The following is a 16,249-nucleotide window of genomic DNA, read 5'->3' on the forward strand; positions in this document are numbered from 1 at the left end:
CAGCCACACGTGGCCTTGTTGATGATAGTGCGAAAACGAGGAAGAAAAAGGATGATCGTTCATAGCGCCATAAATTATGAGGTTGCCATCGAGGATCTGATGAGGAACCCCATAGACGGCACCGTAACGGTATCCGGCTGGGCTGTAGATACCTATCGTAAGACTGAAATACGCATTCGCCCAAAAGATGAAGATGTAACCGTTGAACGGCAAGACCGGAAAGACATCGCCACGGTCTTCGATCTGGAATCTTCTGCCCGGCCTGGATTTACCGCTGCAATGCCTTCCAGCAAGAATTCATTCAAACTTCTTTTCATGATCAACGGTACTGAACGGCCGGTTCGGATCGACTTGGACCGTTTGGAGCGTAGACTCAGCAATGACAGGAAGAAGCAGCGCTTGAGCCAAATCGGCTACCGTCTTCTCCACGATTCTATCTCGTCTAACTTTAGATCCTTGGTGAAGCGTGTGAAGAGGACCGTCACTAAACGGCAGAAGTCCTATGACCGATGGATACGGACTCATGAGGTTACTGATCCCGCGTATGCCATGCAGGCCATAGAGGGCTTCGCTCATAAGCCCTTGATCTCCATAGTGGTTCCCGTGTACAACGTGGATGAGCAGTGGTTGCGAAAGTGTGTGGAGTCCATGGCCGCCCAGTGGTACCCGAACTGGGAGCTCTGTCTGGCCGACGACCACTCTCCAGATGAGTCGGTGAGGACCCTGCTGAAGGAAATCTCCGCCGGCGATTCCCGAATCCATACTGTGTACAGGGATGAAAACGGTGGTATAGCTGCAGCCACGAACTCTGCGATAGAGCTGGCCAAGGGGCAGTACATCGGCTTCATGGACAATGATGATGAGCTGGCTCCCAGCGCACTCTATGAGGTGGTTTCGGCAATCAACTCCGATCCATCAATTGACTTCATCTATACCGATGAGGACAAAATCACGGAGAGGGGGATCAGATTCGATCCCTTCTTCAAGCCTGATTTCTCGCCGCACCTTCTGCTGGGCCATAACTACATCACCCACTTCGTGACCGTCTCAAGGGACCTGCTGCAGAAGGTGGGAGATCTGGATTCCGCCTTCGACGGTAGTCAGGATTATGACTTCGTCTTGAGGGCGACCGAGCAGGCGCAGAAGGTACATCACATTCCCCGGATCATGTATCACTGGAGGACCCTCTCCAGTTCAGTGGCCGGTGATCCCCGCAGCAAGATGTACGCCTATGAGGCAGGCAAGGCTGCACTTGAAGCCGCCCTTAAGCGCCGGGGAATAGATGGCAGCGTCCGCATGCTCGATAACCTCGGTACCTACAAGATCGACTACCATGGAGAAGTGCCCTCGGTGGCTGTTATTGCTTCCGGGTATACGGGTGAGAAGCTCCATGATCTTGAGCTCGAAACAGACTACCCTCAGGTGAGGTTTGTGTCCGTCGGCGAGGCCGGGTTCGACGCAGCAGCACGAGAATGCGATGAGGACCTTCTGGTCTTCCTGGATGGGAAGAACCCCAGGAGGGCGGACTGGCTGACCGAAATGGTCAACTATATTCGCGACGATCAGGTTGGGGTTGTCGGAGGCAAAATCCTGGATGACCGTGGACGAGTTGCGAATGTGGGCGTGACCCTGCGAGCGATGAAGACGGGCCAGCCTTTCGAGATGCGCGGAGACTGGGACCAGGGCATCGGATACTACTTCCGTGATCTCCTGCCTCGTGATATATTCGCCGTCACGGAGGATTGCCTGCTTACTCGTCGCCGTGATTTTGAGAGGATAAAGGGGTTCGATCAGTCTCTTTCTTCCGGTCTTCAAGGCATTGACTACTGTGTCAGGTTGCAGGAGGAATGCGGTCTTACCACCCTCTGGCAACCATATTCCCTCTTCGTTGACCAGGTGAAAAACCCTGCGAAGATACCCCAGGAAGACCTGGACCGGTACTTGGCTTCCCACCAGGGCATTGTGGATCCCTTCGCTTCGGCCTTCTTCCCCTCCGAGAAACCGGACCATGCTCCTGTAGAGGGATCCATCGATCAGGTACTAGTTTCATCGGATTCCTCCGTTATCACAGTGACGGGTTGGGCAGCCGATCTGGAGGGTCATGAGCCGGCTTCTGTAGGTATATCTCCCTGCAAGCATGCCCGCTTGAATGATGTGAAGCGAATCCTTCGGCCGGATGTGAACATGGCCAAGGCCATGCCCATTAATTCCGAGCTTGGATTCAAGCTGCGGATCAGTCTGCCGGACGGGCTGGCGGCTTTCCGTGCCGAGCATCCGGCCTTGGTTTTCTCTGGGCCGTCCGGGCAGGTTTCCATGACTTTGAAGGTGCCCCGTTCCCAAGCCGTGTCCAGGTTCGAAGTACTGCTCAGAAGGGCTACCGCCATCAGGCATCCACGTAGTTTTGCCAGGCGTATTTTCAACCGATATCTAGTGCCACGTCGGCAGAAGGCGGCATACAGGAAGCTCATCGCGCGTACTGAGCAGTATGACAAAGCAGCTGTTGAATCTAAGGTTGATGGATTTACATACAGGCCCATGATCTCCGTTCTGGTGCCTGTCTACAACGTTGAGCCGCAGTGGCTACGAGCCTGTATAGATTCCATCCGCAACCAGTACTATTCCAACTGGGAGCTTTGCCTGGCCGATGATTGTTCCACAGATCCCCGTGTAGCTGAAGTCCTAAAGCAAATGAGTGCAGAGGATGACCGGATCAAGGTCGTATTCAGAGAGGAAAATGGGCATATATCGAGGGCGACCAATTCGGCTCTCGAGATCGCAACCGGTGAGTTCGTGGCTCTGGTTGACAACGATGATGAATTGCCTCCCCAGGCCTTCTTCGAAGTGGTCAAGCGACTCAACGAGAAGCCTGAAACCGACTTGGTCTACAGCGATGAGGACAAGGAAGACGAGCAGGGTCATCGATTCGACCCGCACTTCAAGCCCGACTATGAGCCTGATCTTCTCCTGAGTACCAACTACATCAGTCATCTTGGTGTTTATCGTAGATCCATCGTTAATGAAATCGGTGGTTTCCGGGTGGGATATGAGGGGTCCCAGGACTATGACATGCTCCTGCGGTTCATGGAGCATACCGAGCCATCAAGAGTCCAGCACATAGCCAAGATCCTCTACCACTGGAGGACTCTGCCCACATCGACTGCCTCTAGCGGCGGTGCTAAGAACTACGCTTCGGACGCGGGGTTGCGCGCCCTCAGCTCGGCCATGGAACGCAGGGGGATTGACGCTGAGGTGGTCTCTGCCGGTCCGAGTGGCAGCTACAACGTTCACTACGGTATTCACGACGCCGACCTTGTGTCAGTGATTATCCCTACCAAGAATGGCTATGACAACATCGAGCGGTGCATGGACTCGGTGATCGAAAAAACCAAGTACCCCAACTATGAGGTGCTCATTGCCGATAACGGCAGTACCAACCCGGCCATGAAAAAGCTGTATGCCAGGTACAAGGAGCGCTTGGGGGATCGGTTCAGGGTGCTTGATCTCGACATCCCCTTCAACTTCTCCCGCATCAACAACCTGGCTGCCAAGGAGGCCAAGGGCAAGTACCTTCTCTTCCTTAACGACGACACTCAAGTCATCAGCCCGCTCTGGATGACGCGCTTGGTCTCTTTCGCTCAGCTGCAACGGATAGGAGTGGTTGGCGCCAAGCTCTATTATCCGATCAACACCATTCAGCACGCTGGTATTGTTCTGGGGCTTGGAGGCGTGGCCGGGCATATCATGGTAGGCACGCCACGAACCTACCTTGGCTATTTCGGCAGACTCATCGAGAACGTCAACTACTACGCTATGACGGCGGCATGCTGCATGGTCAAATCCGAGGATTTCCAGGCTGTTTCCGGATTTGATGAGACTCTGGCAGTCGCATATAACGATGTCGACCTTTGCGCACGAATCCACGATGAGCTGGGCAGGGACAACGTTTGGGCTCATGAGGTCGAGCTCTATCACTTCGAGTCGGTGACTCGCGGGAAGGATGCCAAAGATAAAAAGAAAAGGGCGAGATTGGAAAGGGAATCTGAGGAATTCAGGAGCAGACATGCGGAGGCAGTCAAGAATGACCCCTACTACAATCCCAATCTCTCCAGAACTTCAGGTAACTTTTGGATCCGAGAGGACTGAACATCCAGCCGGCTAGGCCATATTTTTGATCCGGGCGTCATAGACCAGCTTTTCTAGATGCCTGACCCAGGTCGAGATGGTGCAACGGATTCTCTGGAAAAGCCCCATGCTCTGGAAGAGGGCATCGGCTCGCTTCCGGTCTAGACGCAGTTTCTGCTGGTTTTTCGGGTCTGACCCTGCTGCAGCGGTTTCCGACCGGAGTCCATCCCAAATAGAGTAGTAGCTACGCATAGGGGTGATCCCATTGTCAAGAGCTAGTTTGAAATTTGTCAGGCCTGCAGCGACGTTATCTCGGTAGAAGTTCATACTGCGGAGGGCATGCGTTACGGACGAGGGAGACTGCAGCCAGTAGTACAGAACCGTATCAATGTCTGCTACCTTAGACATTCGTCGGTATAGCGGGCCAGCCACCATGATGTCCTGCGCATAGCGGCCGGGGGGGAAGCGGATGCCTTCCCACAGCCCAGCTTTGTAGAGTCTGCACCAATTGGCCTCGTTGAAATACCTTGCCTCACCAGATTTGCCCGTCATGTCCATAAAGATCCGAAGACTCTTGCAGAAATAGGTTTGATAGGCCTTGAGGGGGTTAGTGAAAACCTTGATGCTCCTGGGTGTAGCAGCACCGTGAGCAGCTTCATTGACAATAAATCCCATTTGGGAAGAGCCAAATTGCTGCCATCTGGCTTTGCTCATGTCGGCATCAGTAGATTTCAGGGCGTGGAGAAGTAGCTCGATGTTTCTCCTGTCAAGGACATCGTCGTTGTCAGCAAAAGCCAAATAGCGGCCCTTGCTGGCATCAAGCCCTGCGTTTTGGGCTATGGAGATGCCTTGGTTTTCCTGGTGTATCACCTGGATGCGATGATCTCGGGCCGCATATCGGTCACAAATGTCGCTGGATCCGTCTGTGGATCCATCGTCCACGAGAATAATCTGCAGGTGTTGGTAGGTCTGCCCGCAGATGGAATCAAGGCAGTATGGCAAGTACTGGGCCGAGTTGTATACAGGGATGATGATGGATACCAGGTCTTGGCTAACTGTCATAGCAGCCAGTCTAGTGGAGCCTTCTCATGATCATGTACTGTGCGGAGAACCGACCGGTATTTAATGCTTGTAAGCCTCCTCCTTCTCTATACCGATTTGTCTGTGTTTTACAGCGGCAACGGCAAATCGTAGACAGATGGTTTCTAATGGGATGTGAAGCAAATGATTTTTTGTTCAGCATCCCTGCCATGGTTCAGTCCGGCTAGCGGTATATTATAGAAACATTGTTTGGTGGTTCCGGCGTTACATACAAGCCGGTCCGCCGGCTTTAAACACCCTCCTGTCACGGAAGGTCCGTGACCTGTAAGTCCAAAGGAGGTGGGTGATGTCTGCGCACAAGTATGAATTGATGTTCATTGCCGATCCGGCCATGGATGAGCGCTCGCTGAAGAAGCTGACCGACCAGTATCTCGAGGTGGTCACCAAGGAAGGCGGCTCTGTCGACAACATCGACGTCTGGGGCCGTCGCAAGCTGGCCTACGAGATCGACAAGCACAAGGAAGGCAACTACGTGGTGGTCGAATACACCTGCGAGCCTGCCGTCAGCGCTGAGCTCGATCGTGTGCTCAACCTGAACGAGTCCGTCATCCGCACCAAGATTCTTCGTAAGGATGACAAGTAAGCAAACAGCAAAAGGACATCGAAGCGTCGGCTGACCTCCAGTTCTCGCGTCGAAGGTCCAAGGGTGCGGGATTCGCCCCAGTAGGCCCATTCCCAAGTCCTCATTCCGAGGAAAGGTCGTGACATGGCGGGAGATACATACATCACCGTGGTGGGCAATCTCACTGCGGATCCGGAGGTGCGTACGACCTCCAACGGAGGCACGGTGGCCAACCTGACCATCGCGTCCACGCCCAGACAGTTCAACAGGAACTCTGGGCAGTGGGAGGACGGCGATTCGCTCTTCATGCGTTGCTCGGCTTGGGATTCCACCTACAGTCCCATGGCTTCCAACATTCAGGCCAGCCTGACCAAGGGCATGAGGGTGATCGCCCAGGGTCGTCTGGTGCAGCGCTCTTATCAGGATCGTGAGGGCAACAACCGCACGGTTGTGGAGCTGCGTCTGGATGAGATCGGACCTGCACTGACACGGAACACCGCTCAGGTCACCAGGAACGCCAATACCGGTGGCGGAGGATCTCGCGGCGGTTTCGCTGGATCCAACAACGGCGGCTACCAGGGTGGGGCATCCTACCAGGGCGGCGCCGGCGCGGCATCGACCCCTATGGGTCGTCAGCAGCCAGCGCAGAGCCAGCAGGCCCCAGCCCAGGATCCTTGGTCATCGACCGGATCCGGCGATTCCTTCGGATCCTTTGGGTCCACCGGCGAGTTCGGTGGTTCTGGAGACGATCCCGAGTTCTGAAGTTTCATAGCGTCATCATTCATTTAAGGAGTACCAATGTCACGTAAAAGGCCGCAACCGCCGGTCAAGCCCTTCAAGAAGAAGCCGAATCCTCTGAGGGCTGCCAAGATTCATACCATCGATTACAAGGATGTGGCTCTGCTGCGCAAGTTCATCTCTGACCGCGGCAAGATCCGTTCCCGCCGCATCACCGGTGTCACCGTCCAGGAGCAGCGCGAGATCTCCAAGGCTATCAAGAACGCCCGCGAGATGGCCCTGCTGCCTTACGCCACCAACGGTCGCTGAGGGAGGTCCGGATTATGGCAAAGGAAACCAAGGTAATTCTGACCGATACCGTGACCGATCTGGGTCATAAGGGCGACGTTGTCGGGGTCAAGCCCGGCTATGCGCGCAATTTTCTGATTCCCCAGGGTCTGGCTTTCGCCTGGTCCAAGGGCGCCGCTGCGCAGATTGAATCCCTGCAGCGGGCACGTCGGGCCAAGTCCATGGCTACCCGTGAGGATGCCGTGGCAGCCAAGACCGCCATCGATGGCCAGACCGTCGAGATCGCAGCCAAGGTGTCCGATTCGGGCAAGCTCTTCGGCGGCATCTCCAATGATGCCATCGCCCAGGCTCTTCGCCCCCTGGCCGATGTGGATCCCCGCTCCATCTCCGTGGAGACCATCAAGACCACCGGAGAGTTCCCGGCCACCGTGGCCCTGCACCCCGAGATTTCGGCCGCTTTCACGGTCAAGGTCGTCGCAGAGTAGTAAATCTGACCTATCCCATAACGATCCTTTTTGAAATAGGGATCTGGGCTTAAGCAGGAGGCCTTCCCGCAGCAGGTATATGCGCGGGGAGGCCTCCTTATGCGTTACAGGGGATTACTCGCCTAGAAATTGCCGCCGTTCCAACCCCAGTCGGTAGTGGCCGTATAGCGGATGTAGGTGCGGTCCTTGGGAATGGACAGCTCGGATTCCAATGTGTCCATGATGGTCTTGGTCAGGCTTTCCCAGGCAGACTTGGGTACGTCACTGCCGAAGACGTTGACCTCAACATAGGCGGCAGGCTTGCTGTCATTACCCCCGAAGTAGATGGGCATGTCCGACTCGAAGGGGCACATGAGCCAGCCCTCGGACTTTCCGGGGACGGCGGTGATGGCCTTGCCGTAGGCGGTCTTGATCCGTTCGCGCTGTTCGGCGGTGATGGGTGTGCTTACATGGGTGTGGATGACGGGCATGGTGCTTCCTTTCCGGTCCGTCCGGCATGACCAATCAGGATGACTCGATCCGTATGCCGGATGGCTGACTATTCCCGTCCCATAGTAGCCTCGACCGGGCAGGCTGGCTTAGCGCCAGCCGAAGGGACGATGACTCAGGGACCATGCCCCCAGACGGTGGGCCACAGAACGGGGGTTGACCGGCTTGTCGGGTGCTGGCGCGTCCAGCAGCCACTTGCGGATCAGGAAGTTCCAGATGGCCACCACCACGGTGGCTGTGATCTTGGCGATGTTGGCGTAGAGCAGGTAACGGGCGTGCATGGTGGTGATGGCGTCCGGCGGCAGCATGGCAGTGCCCATCCACAGGATCACCTCGTTGATCCCCAGGCCGATCACCGAGGAGACCAGGAAGACTACCATCTCCATCCACCGGGCCATGTCCTCCCGGTGTTTGAAGACATAGCGCATGCTGGCGAGATAGTTGAAGACCAGGGAGATCAGGAAGGAGATGGCCCCTGCCAGGACATTGTTCAGGTGCGGCCCCATGATCAGCAGGTTCATGATGCCGATGTCAATCAGGAAGGCTATGACGCCCACGATGCCGAACTTGAGCAGCTGTCCGATTAATCTACGCACGATAGCCCATTCAATCATTCATCCTGTGCTCACGGGGTAGCGGGAGCCGCTTGTGCGCAAAAGCCTTACGTTGCGCCCTCAGGCGGGTAGCTCGGTCAGTATGGGGTCCTCGGTGCTGTTGCGGATTTGGCGGAAGCCTACAAAGGCGATGGCCAGCGAGGTCAGAGCCAGAGTAGTGACCACCCCGAACCCGCCTTGGGATCCGTAACGGTCGATGAACTGCCCTGCCACAGCCGAACCCGCCGAGGATCCGATCGAATTCATGGCGCTCAGCCAAGCCATGCCTTCGGTGAAGCGGATGGGCGGCACCAGGTGGAGCATGAGCTGGTTGCCGTTGATCCAGGTGGGTGCCTGACAGACGCCGATGATCAGGTAGATGATCATGATGGTCCACAGATTCCTGGCGAACATGAAGGTTCCGATGCCCAAGTTGACCACCAGCAGGCAGAAGTAGAAACGCTTCCAGAGGGGGATTGTCCAGTTCTTGGCCCCGTAAAGCAGGGCGCCGACCAGGGAGCTGAAGGAGAAGCAGGCAAAGACGAACCCGGTCATCTGTTTCATCCCCTGCTCGGTGGCGAAGGCGATGATGGAGATGGATGCGGCGCTCTGGAAGGCTCCCAGGCCGAACCAGGTGGCGCAGACGGCGATCATGCCGGAGCTCCAGAAGGCGCCACTACGGCCGTTACCGCCCTCTTGGTCCCGCAGACGTGCCACCTGCTGAGCCTGCCGCTCCCGGTACTCCTTACGGGTGATGCCCTGGGCGCGGGCCATGTCCGTCTGCGAAGGCGGCTCGGTTTCCCGGCAGGAGAGAAACATAAAGGCTCCCACCAGCACGCAGATCCCGGTGAAGGAGAAAGCCAGCACGCCTGAGATGACCGCCAGGATGGAGGCCAGGGGATTGCCGATTACCCACATGGCCTCGTCGAAAACCCCTGACAGAGATAGGGCCTGGTTGGTGGCTCGGTGGTCGCCGCGCAGCAGATGCGTCCACCGGCTACGGCTCATGGCTCCCCAGGGCGGAATGGCCGCCATGAAGGGGGTGACCAGGTAGAGCACCCAGGTGGGAGCGTGGGCGGTGATGGCTGTGATCAGAACCGTGGCTGCGACGATCCATACCAGAACTGTGGGGATGGAGACCTGTCGCTGGCCGAACTTGTCGACCATCTTGCCCAGCATGGGGCTGACCAGGGCCAGTGCCACGGCCTGGATGGCGGTCAGGGCTCCGGCCAAGGAGTAGCTGCCATAGTAGTGCTGCACCGAGATGGTGATGGTCATGCCCACCATGGGGAAGGGCATGGAGGCGATAACCGACCCCACTGCGAACCGCGCCGTATGAGGCAGTCGCAGGAGCGCCGAGTAACCTCCGAATACCCTGTGACCGGCTTCGATCAAAGCCGCCTTCAATTGCCGTGGCATGGGCTGTTCGTCTCGCTTTCCTTGGGTGTTTTCACGGTCCCGAAGCATGTTTTTCCGCAGGGCCTTCCAGACGCATGAAGGGATGTGGGGCTACTGGGGGGACTGCTACAGTGGTAACCATATCGGCGCCTGATCGGTGCCATTCGGATAGTAGTAATTCTATCCTCCGCTATGGTCACTTATGGGGCCCGCCGGGGAGCATGGGAGGTAGGTTGTGCCTGCGACGACCATTCACTTCGTCCGTCATGGCCAGGTTGATAATCCCGATCATATTCTCTATGAGCGATTGCCGGGATTCCATTTATCTGACAGAGGCAGGGCCATGGTCGAGGCGACGGCACGCTTTATGGCCGAAGCTCCTGGTATGCGTGATCTGGAAGCCGTTTACTCCTCTCCGCTGGACAGGACCAGGGAGACCACGGCCATCCTGCTTGAGCAGATCAACCCCGCTCGTGTCCATCACGGCTTGAAACCATTGGAGCCCATCTACGACCGTCGTCTGATCGAGGCTGGCAACGAATTCCGCGGCAAGCGCATCGGTCACGGGCAGGGGGCCCTCTGGCGACCCTCCAACCTGCGGCTGATTCTGGATCTGCGCCGTCCCAGCTGGGGGGAGTCCTATCGGCAGATCGCCCGACGAGTGGGGGATTTCGTCCGGCAGGTGGTCCGCAGCCATCCTGACGCACAGGTCCTGGCTGTCTCGCATGAGTCGCCCATCTGGTCGTACCGTCATCTTTTGGAGACTGGTCACCCCGAGCACAATATGCTCCTTCGAGCCACTGCCCTGGCATCGGTGACTTCCATTACCCTGGACTGTGATACCGGTAAAGTGCTGGGAATCACCTATGCGGATCCGGCGGCAGGCGTGTGAAGACCGCTTGAGCGTCCTAGGATGGCTGAGGATGCTGTCGTGGATGACTGTCCGAGAACCCGATGAAGGAGCGTGATGATCATGGTGGATGTACAGGCAAGCACGGAGGCGGTAGCCGGGCGGCCCTCCGTGGCCCAGGCGGCTGAGCAGGGGGCCGGGCTGGTGGACCTTTGGCCCTTGACGAATGCCGAGCATATGGCCAACGACGCCAAATATGCGGAGGATCTGCAGGTGCGCATCAGCATGGTGCTGGCGCAACTGATGACGGGAGAGGATGTGACCATCCCCGACGCTGAATACGTCTATGAGGGCGCTGAGGATATCCCTGGCCGTCCCCAGGATTTGGTGGATGCACTCATGGCGGCCAACGATGCCATTGAGGCTGCCGCACAGGCGCAGGGCGACCAGTCCAAGATGCTTGCGGATTTGGCTGAAACCTTGGGCAGTGGATGGGATCAGGCCCGGCAGCAGGAGGTGGCTGCTGGCGTGGCCAAGGCCGAGCAATCCGTGGATGACCAGGGCACATCCCCCAAATCTCCGCAGGACAAGGAGGGAGTGGCCCGGGCCCTGGCCACTAGCCTGATGATTTGCCGTGATCTGCTTCAGCGTGCAGGTGCTGACCCTGACCATGCGGCGACCGCCGCGCCAATTTTGGTCTATGCCAATGAGCTCAACGAGCGACTGGGCATTCCCCGGGCCTTCCTGTCTGACGAGGATGTCATCCGCGCCCTGGGATTACTAGATGATCCCGAGGCTTTCGCTGACCTGCTGGCCCCTCTGGTGGGCGCTGAGTGGGACCACCATCGTCAGGAGGTGCTCTGGGACCCCGAGGAAGCCAAGCGCAAGGCCAAGGAGGATGACGAACGCAAGAGTCGCGAAGCCCTGCAGGCCAAGTTCGCCCATGTGCCTGAGGACCCCAATAAGCCTCCTGTGGAGCTTTAAGATTTTAAGACCGTCAGCCCTTCGTCTTGGCATCGGTCAAGGCGAAGGGCAGGGTGGATTCAGCGGTCGAAACGGGCTCCTCGTGGATCGCTAGGCCGGGCCAGCAGAATGACCCAGGCGACAATTCCGGCAATCATGATCAATGCACCCAAGCCAAGCAGAGAGAGGGCGGATCCTGGATGCCCGTCTGCAATAGCCACGATGGCGAAGACCATAGGGATGCTACCCACCAGCTCGCTTACGAAGGGTAGGAGTATCCAGAAGCCAGACATATTGGTGTCATGAAGTCGCCGTATGTTCACGGTCAGATTGGGTATGAAAAGTCCTAGGGTGACCACGAAGGACACGACCCGTCCCGCAAAGATGGATTCTGAGGTGATGATCGGAATCGCAAGGTTGATGAGGAAGATCATGAGAAAAGCCCACCAGAATTCCCCACGGGAGGCCCTCCCGGAGAAGACGGCGTATTTGACGAAGAAACGCTTGCAGGCGTTTACGAAGTCAATGCCGTACCAGGGTGCGTTCAGTGGCGGCTCGCCGTTGAAACCGGCATTTGCATAGGGGTAGGCCGGATACTGCGGGACTTGGGGTCCGGGCTGGTAGCCTGCCTGCGTCCAACCCTCGGGTGCTTGATAAGAGTTGTTCGATGCATAGCCAGCTGACGGGGTTGTGCCATTGGGCTGGCCGGGATTCGGATCTTGACCGTAAGGCGCCTGCTGCTGTCCGTAGTATTGCTGACCATAGGGCTGTTGCTGGTTGTAGCCTGGCTGTTGACCCTGCGGCTGTTCCTGGCGATAATCGTTGACAGGTGTTTGGGCTTCGCTGATTGGATGGTAGACGTCGCTCTGGTCAGAAGCTGCTTGTGCATAGCCGGGTTGGTCTGGTTGCGGCTGGTTCGGGTAGGCTGCGGGTTCTGAATCGGTTCCCTTTGTGCGATTGTTCTGGGGCCAGCCGTTGGCGAAGCCCTGGTCATTGGGGGGCTGGTTCCCGTTGTTCGTATCATCTGGATGGTTCATGGATGTCGTCCCTCTCATCTTCGATTGATATCCGGAATCTGACTTTTCCGTATATCCCTATTATGGCAGGCCGGTTTTTCTGCCGGCCAGTCATGGATAGTAAAGGGAATGTGGGGCTCGTCCCACTTACTTGGGCCAAGCCGTCAGATTCGGTAGGTAATTGCTGTCGCAGTACTCTTCACTCGTCGTCCGGATTGACCATATGATCATCGCCGGCATCGCCCAGCAGTAGCCGCTCGGTCAGGGTGATCAGGCCCAGCAAGAGGGCGGTCAGCAGGATGATGACCAGGGTGGCCGAGAAGATCAGTGGGGTTCTGAAGGAGTTGAAGGCCGACTGCAGCCATATGCCCAGGCCGTTCCTGGCACCCAGATACTCCGAAGTGGCCGCGGTGGCGAAGACATAGGCGGCGCTGATACGCAGACCGCCGAAGATCTGCCCGGCCGCCACCCTCAGTTTGACGTGCCAGAGTGTCCATGTACGGGTTGCTCCGCAGTTCAGCGCCACGTCCTGGTAGAAGCGGGGCACGGACTTGAGCCCCCGGTAGGTCTGGACCACGATGGGGAAGAGCGCGAAAACGGCCACGATGACCACCTTGCCCAGGGGTTCGAACCCGAACCAGATCACGAACAGGGGGGCGATGGTGATCAGCGGGATCATCTGAGCGCCGGCGATCAAGGGGTAGAGGGCATCATGCAGGGTGCGCCAGCTGTAGAGAGCCAGGCCGACCACTATTCCCAGGACCGAGGCCAGGAGGAAGCCCAGCAGGCCTTCAAGGGCGGTGATGGCGGTGGCGGGCAGCAGATCCTCTCGGGACTGCACTGTGGCAACCAGGATTCGGCTGGGCGCCGGTAGGGCCTGTTCGCTGACTCCGCCCAGGCGGGATGCCAGCTCCCAGATGATCAAGAGCGCCAGCAGAGTGAGGGTCGGAGGCAGCGCCCGAGTTCTGCTCTGCTTCCCTACCTTCATCGACCGGCTGCTTCCCGAACGTAACGATCGGTCCACAGGTCAGTAGCCTGAGGGGCTTTATTGGGATCGCCCTTCTTGGCACCCTTGTAGGTGCCCGCTTTGAACTGGAAGTCCAGATAGTCCTGGGCATCCTTGACATTGATCAGTCCGCTGATGCTCTTTTGATTCGGGCTGTCAACCCAGTACCCCTCCTTGACGATGCTCTCCATGGAGCGTTTGGCCAGGGTTGGGTCGATGGCAGACCCCTTGGTCTCCTTGACCAGGATGTCCGCCGCCTGGTCGGGATGGCTCAGGGCGTAGTTATAGCCCTTCAGGCAGGCCTTGACGAATGCCGTCAGGGCGTGACGGTGGCCGGCCTGCTGCAGCCAGGAATTCTTGACAACGAAGCCCAGCTGGTCGGGGTTGCCGGGCACGCCCCAGTCGGCCTGGGTGAAGCAGTGCAGGGCCGGGCCCTTGAGCTCGCTCTCCACGCCCTCCCAATTGGCGTAGAAACCCGCGAAGTCGCCCTTGCCGCTGGTCAGGGTGGCGAAGGTGTTGGTGCCGCTGGTCACCCGCTTGAAGTCGCCCTTGCCGCCTGCATAGCGGATCATCTGCTTGACTACGGCCGTCTGCTCGGCCGAGCCGAAACTGACGAAGGTCTTACCGTCGAAGTCCTTGGGTGTCTGGATGTCGGTGCGCGAAGCCAGCGAGCACCAACGCGCCACGGAATGCTGGCCTATGTTGAAGACCTGCCGCAGGTCGGCTCCCTGGGAGTTGAAGGTGGCCAGGTTGCTCAGCTTGGAGAAGCCTACGTCGGCGACCCCGTTCTGGACGGAGGTCTCGGCTCCTGCCTGGGCCGTCGGCAGGATGGTCAGCTTCAGGCCAGCCTTGTCGAAGTAGCCCAGGTGCCGAGCCACGTAGATGCCCACATGATTGGTGTTGGGCGTCCAATCCAGCATGAAGGACAGTTTGGAGCCGTCATCGGCCTTGTCGTCGGCCCCCTTGGCCCCGCAGGCTGCGCTCGTAGCTGCCATGCAGAGCGCCGCTGCCAGGGCGAGCGCCCGCACGATCAGTTTGTGGCCGGGAACTCTCCGGAAGCTACTGTTCCTCGACATGCTCATCACTGTCACCTTGCCTCTCCGGCACCCTTGGTGCCCATCCGCATCGGGGCCGCTACGGGAAGGTGAGGAGCCCGCGCGACGATCCGGTACGGTCTTGACCGATGGAATTCTGCGATATGTGCCACGGCTGCTGCCACCAGCCGCGCGAACAAGACCACTCTAGTCCAAGACCGCCAGTCCTGCCTCGCCGTGATGAAAGGTTGCATCGTATGCCTCTATACTGGAAACTCACGAGAGGTCCGCGCGGGCCGGCCGCTGTCGGTCTCGTTCGGAGCAAGACAACCGATCTCGGTAGGGGTCGACGGAGGTTCCCATGTCGGTGACCATCAGTGATGTGGCCAAGCAGGCGGGTATGTCCGTGTCCACGGTCTCCCAGGCGCTCAACGACAAGGGGCGCATTTCGCCGCCCACCAAGGACAGGGTTCGCAGGGCGGCCATGGAGCTGGGCTATATCCCCGACAGCCGAGCCCGTTCCATGCGTTCCTCGCGATCGCATGCCGTTGGCCTGCTGGTCCCCGATATCCGCAATCCGTATTTCTCTGAGCTGGTCTACGCCGTCCAGGACCAGCTCTACTCGGCAGGCTACGCGCCCCTGCTCGGCGTGTCCTCGTGCCAGGCCAGCAGGCAGGAGGACTATTACCGCATCCTTCTGTCTCGGCATATGGACGGTGTCCTGGTCGTGCCTGACGGACCCACCTCACCAATGTTGCGCACCATGTTGGCAAGGGAATTCCCTGTGGTTTTTGTGGATCGTCCCGACCGGACCCTGCCCGGTGTCCCTTTGGTCGATTCCGATCCTGTGCCCGGCCTGGAGGCGGCCCTGAACGCTCTGGTAGCGAGGGGATGCAGACGAGTGGCCTTTGTTCCGGGCCCAGAGAGCCGCTCCTATACTTTCCGCGAGCGCGAGCAGGCATTCCTGTCTGGCGTAGAGACCCGTCAGGGGCTGACGGGATTGGTGGTTCGCCAAGGGTTCGAGGATCGCCCCCGCGCGGCCGCGACCATGCGCCACCTGCTCGGTCAGGGGGTGGATGCCGTCATCTTCGGCTACTCTGCCGATGCCATCAAGGCCGTTGCCATGGAGTGGGACGGCGACCAGCGCTCGCGAGTGCCCTTGGTCTCTTTCGACGACCTGGAGGTTTTTCAACTGATCAGTCCTCAGGTGTCAGTCATCTCCCAGCAGGTGGATCGCATGGGTCGCCAAGGCGTTGACATGCTCCTGTCCATGATTGAGCCGGGGCGGCAGGCTCCGGAGGGCATGAGTGTGGATCGCCGTCTGCGCACCCAAACCCTCTTTGTGCCCCGGGGTCTGTTGGCTTAGGTCGGTTCCTGCCTGATTCAGGGGTCGGGGCTCGACAAAATATGTGCGTGTCGGGCGGCTGTGTCCTCCCTGGAAATGACTTCCAATGGCCTTTCGGCCATTTGCCGCCCTTGTCCAGACCCCTCTATTTGTGACTCAGTTCACAAAACACGTGAATAACTAAATGTAGGCAACGGATCATCCTCAGACACTACATATGGTGGTCACGGTGTGCTAGAGTGAGTCTTGTCATCAAAGA

Annotated in this window: 15 protein-coding genes; 8 read left to right on the top strand and 7 right to left on the bottom strand. The window is 58.2% G+C overall.

Features of this window, described 5'->3' with window-relative positions; all coding sequences use genetic code 11:
* Window positions 1-51: 51 nt before the first annotated feature.
* Window positions 52-4,143 carry a glycosyltransferase gene (locus CI601_RS03650; protein ID WP_121914338.1) on the top strand — a complete coding sequence of 1,364 codons (4,092 nt, stop codon included), beginning with the start codon at window positions 52-54 and terminating at the stop codon, window positions 4,141-4,143.
* A 12-nt stretch (window positions 4,144-4,155) separates the two neighbouring features.
* On the opposite strand, the gene CI601_RS03655 is transcribed toward CI601_RS03650, so the two are convergent.
* Window positions 4,156-5,184, bottom strand: coding sequence for a glycosyltransferase (locus CI601_RS03655; RefSeq protein WP_121914339.1), 1,029 nt, complete (start codon window positions 5,182-5,184; stop codon window positions 4,156-4,158).
* Between the two features lie 325 nt (window positions 5,185-5,509).
* Here CI601_RS03655 and rpsF point away from each other — a divergent pair, with 325 nt between their 5' ends.
* The 4 genes from rpsF to rplI all read left to right on the top strand — a co-directional run bounded on the left by rpsF (window position 5,510) and on the right by rplI (window position 7,296).
* Window positions 5,510-5,806, top strand: coding sequence for a 30S ribosomal protein S6 (gene rpsF, locus CI601_RS03660; RefSeq protein WP_121914340.1), 297 nt, complete (start codon window positions 5,510-5,512; stop codon window positions 5,804-5,806).
* A gap of 123 nt (window positions 5,807-5,929) precedes the next feature.
* Window positions 5,930-6,547 carry a single-stranded DNA-binding protein gene (locus tag CI601_RS03665; protein WP_121914341.1) on the top strand — a complete coding sequence of 206 codons (618 nt, stop codon included), beginning with the start codon at window positions 5,930-5,932 and terminating at the stop codon, window positions 6,545-6,547.
* Between the two features lie 36 nt (window positions 6,548-6,583).
* Window positions 6,584-6,832 (top strand): 30S ribosomal protein S18, encoded by a 249-nt coding sequence (gene rpsR / locus CI601_RS03670; protein WP_015021310.1) that lies wholly within the window; start codon window positions 6,584-6,586, stop codon window positions 6,830-6,832.
* A gap of 14 nt (window positions 6,833-6,846) precedes the next feature.
* The gene (gene rplI, locus CI601_RS03675; RefSeq protein WP_024627583.1) at window positions 6,847-7,296 is read left to right on the top strand and encodes a 50S ribosomal protein L9; all 450 of its coding nucleotides are present in this window, start codon (window positions 6,847-6,849) and stop codon (window positions 7,294-7,296) included.
* A gap of 122 nt (window positions 7,297-7,418) precedes the next feature.
* On the opposite strand, the gene CI601_RS03680 is transcribed toward rplI, so the two are convergent.
* The 3 genes from CI601_RS03680 to CI601_RS03690 form a co-directional block, all read right to left on the bottom strand.
* Window positions 7,419-7,766: a phenylpyruvate tautomerase MIF-related protein gene (locus CI601_RS03680; protein WP_121914342.1), complete on the bottom strand. Its 348-nt coding sequence runs from the start codon at window positions 7,764-7,766 to the stop codon at window positions 7,419-7,421.
* A gap of 108 nt (window positions 7,767-7,874) precedes the next feature.
* Complete coding sequence (locus tag CI601_RS03685; RefSeq protein ID WP_024627585.1) at window positions 7,875-8,381, bottom strand: GtrA family protein; 507 nt, start codon at window positions 8,379-8,381, stop codon at window positions 7,875-7,877.
* Between the two features lie 78 nt (window positions 8,382-8,459).
* Window positions 8,460-9,797 carry an MFS transporter gene (locus CI601_RS03690; RefSeq protein ID WP_121914343.1) on the bottom strand — a complete coding sequence of 446 codons (1,338 nt, stop codon included), beginning with the start codon at window positions 9,795-9,797 and terminating at the stop codon, window positions 8,460-8,462.
* A gap of 214 nt (window positions 9,798-10,011) precedes the next feature.
* On the opposite strand from CI601_RS03690, the gene CI601_RS03695 reads away from it, so the two are divergent.
* Window positions 10,012-10,668, top strand: a complete 657-nt coding sequence (locus CI601_RS03695) for a histidine phosphatase family protein (RefSeq protein ID WP_024627587.1) — start codon at window positions 10,012-10,014, stop codon at window positions 10,666-10,668.
* 81 nt (window positions 10,669-10,749) lie between these two features.
* The gene (locus tag CI601_RS03700; protein ID WP_147437937.1) at window positions 10,750-11,610 is read left to right on the top strand and encodes a hypothetical protein; all 861 of its coding nucleotides are present in this window, start codon (window positions 10,750-10,752) and stop codon (window positions 11,608-11,610) included.
* A gap of 59 nt (window positions 11,611-11,669) precedes the next feature.
* On the opposite strand, the gene CI601_RS03705 is transcribed toward CI601_RS03700, so the two are convergent.
* The 3 genes from CI601_RS03705 to CI601_RS03715 all read right to left on the bottom strand — a co-directional run bounded on the left by CI601_RS03705 (window position 11,670) and on the right by CI601_RS03715 (window position 14,687).
* Window positions 11,670-12,626 (bottom strand): DUF805 domain-containing protein, encoded by a 957-nt coding sequence (locus CI601_RS03705; protein ID WP_183129737.1) that lies wholly within the window; start codon window positions 12,624-12,626, stop codon window positions 11,670-11,672.
* Between the two features lie 178 nt (window positions 12,627-12,804).
* Window positions 12,805-13,593 carry an ABC transporter permease gene (locus CI601_RS03710; RefSeq protein ID WP_024627590.1) on the bottom strand — a complete coding sequence of 263 codons (789 nt, stop codon included), beginning with the start codon at window positions 13,591-13,593 and terminating at the stop codon, window positions 12,805-12,807.
* Complete coding sequence (locus CI601_RS03715) at window positions 13,590-14,687, bottom strand: ABC transporter substrate-binding protein (RefSeq protein WP_183129738.1); 1,098 nt, start codon at window positions 14,685-14,687, stop codon at window positions 13,590-13,592. Before CI601_RS03715 ends, CI601_RS03710 begins: the two co-directional genes overlap by 4 nt.
* 319 nt (window positions 14,688-15,006) lie before the next feature.
* Here CI601_RS03715 and CI601_RS03720 point away from each other — a divergent pair, with 319 nt between their 5' ends.
* Complete coding sequence (locus CI601_RS03720) at window positions 15,007-16,011, top strand: LacI family DNA-binding transcriptional regulator (protein ID WP_121914347.1); 1,005 nt, start codon at window positions 15,007-15,009, stop codon at window positions 16,009-16,011.
* Window positions 16,012-16,249: the final 238 nt, after the last annotated feature.

Source organism: Bifidobacterium sp. wkB344, assembly GCF_003688305.1.
Lineage (GTDB): Bacteria > Actinomycetota > Actinomycetes > Actinomycetales > Bifidobacteriaceae > Bombiscardovia > Bombiscardovia mizhiensis.

Coding starts and splice junctions, on each gene's coding strand:
- CI601_RS03650 (WP_121914338.1), top strand. CDS start 52: ATGATCGTTCATAGCGCCATAAATTATGAGGTTGCCATCGAGGATCTG.
- CI601_RS03655 (WP_121914339.1), bottom strand. CDS start 5,184: ATGACAGTTAGCCAAGACCTGGTATCCATCATCATCCCTGTATACAAC.
- rpsF (WP_121914340.1), top strand. CDS start 5,510: ATGTCTGCGCACAAGTATGAATTGATGTTCATTGCCGATCCGGCCATG.
- CI601_RS03665 (WP_121914341.1), top strand. CDS start 5,930: ATGGCGGGAGATACATACATCACCGTGGTGGGCAATCTCACTGCGGAT.
- rpsR (WP_015021310.1), top strand. CDS start 6,584: ATGTCACGTAAAAGGCCGCAACCGCCGGTCAAGCCCTTCAAGAAGAAG.
- rplI (WP_024627583.1), top strand. CDS start 6,847: ATGGCAAAGGAAACCAAGGTAATTCTGACCGATACCGTGACCGATCTG.
- CI601_RS03680 (WP_121914342.1), bottom strand. CDS start 7,766: ATGCCCGTCATCCACACCCATGTAAGCACACCCATCACCGCCGAACAG.
- CI601_RS03690 (WP_121914343.1), bottom strand. CDS start 9,797: ATGCCACGGCAATTGAAGGCGGCTTTGATCGAAGCCGGTCACAGGGTA.
- CI601_RS03700 (WP_147437937.1), top strand. CDS start 10,750: ATGGTGGATGTACAGGCAAGCACGGAGGCGGTAGCCGGGCGGCCCTCC.
- CI601_RS03705 (WP_183129737.1), bottom strand. CDS start 12,626: ATGAACCATCCAGATGATACGAACAACGGGAACCAGCCCCCCAATGAC.
- CI601_RS03710 (WP_024627590.1), bottom strand. CDS start 13,593: ATGAAGGTAGGGAAGCAGAGCAGAACTCGGGCGCTGCCTCCGACCCTC.
- CI601_RS03715 (WP_183129738.1), bottom strand. CDS start 14,687: ATGTCGAGGAACAGTAGCTTCCGGAGAGTTCCCGGCCACAAACTGATC.
- CI601_RS03720 (WP_121914347.1), top strand. CDS start 15,007: ATGTCGGTGACCATCAGTGATGTGGCCAAGCAGGCGGGTATGTCCGTG.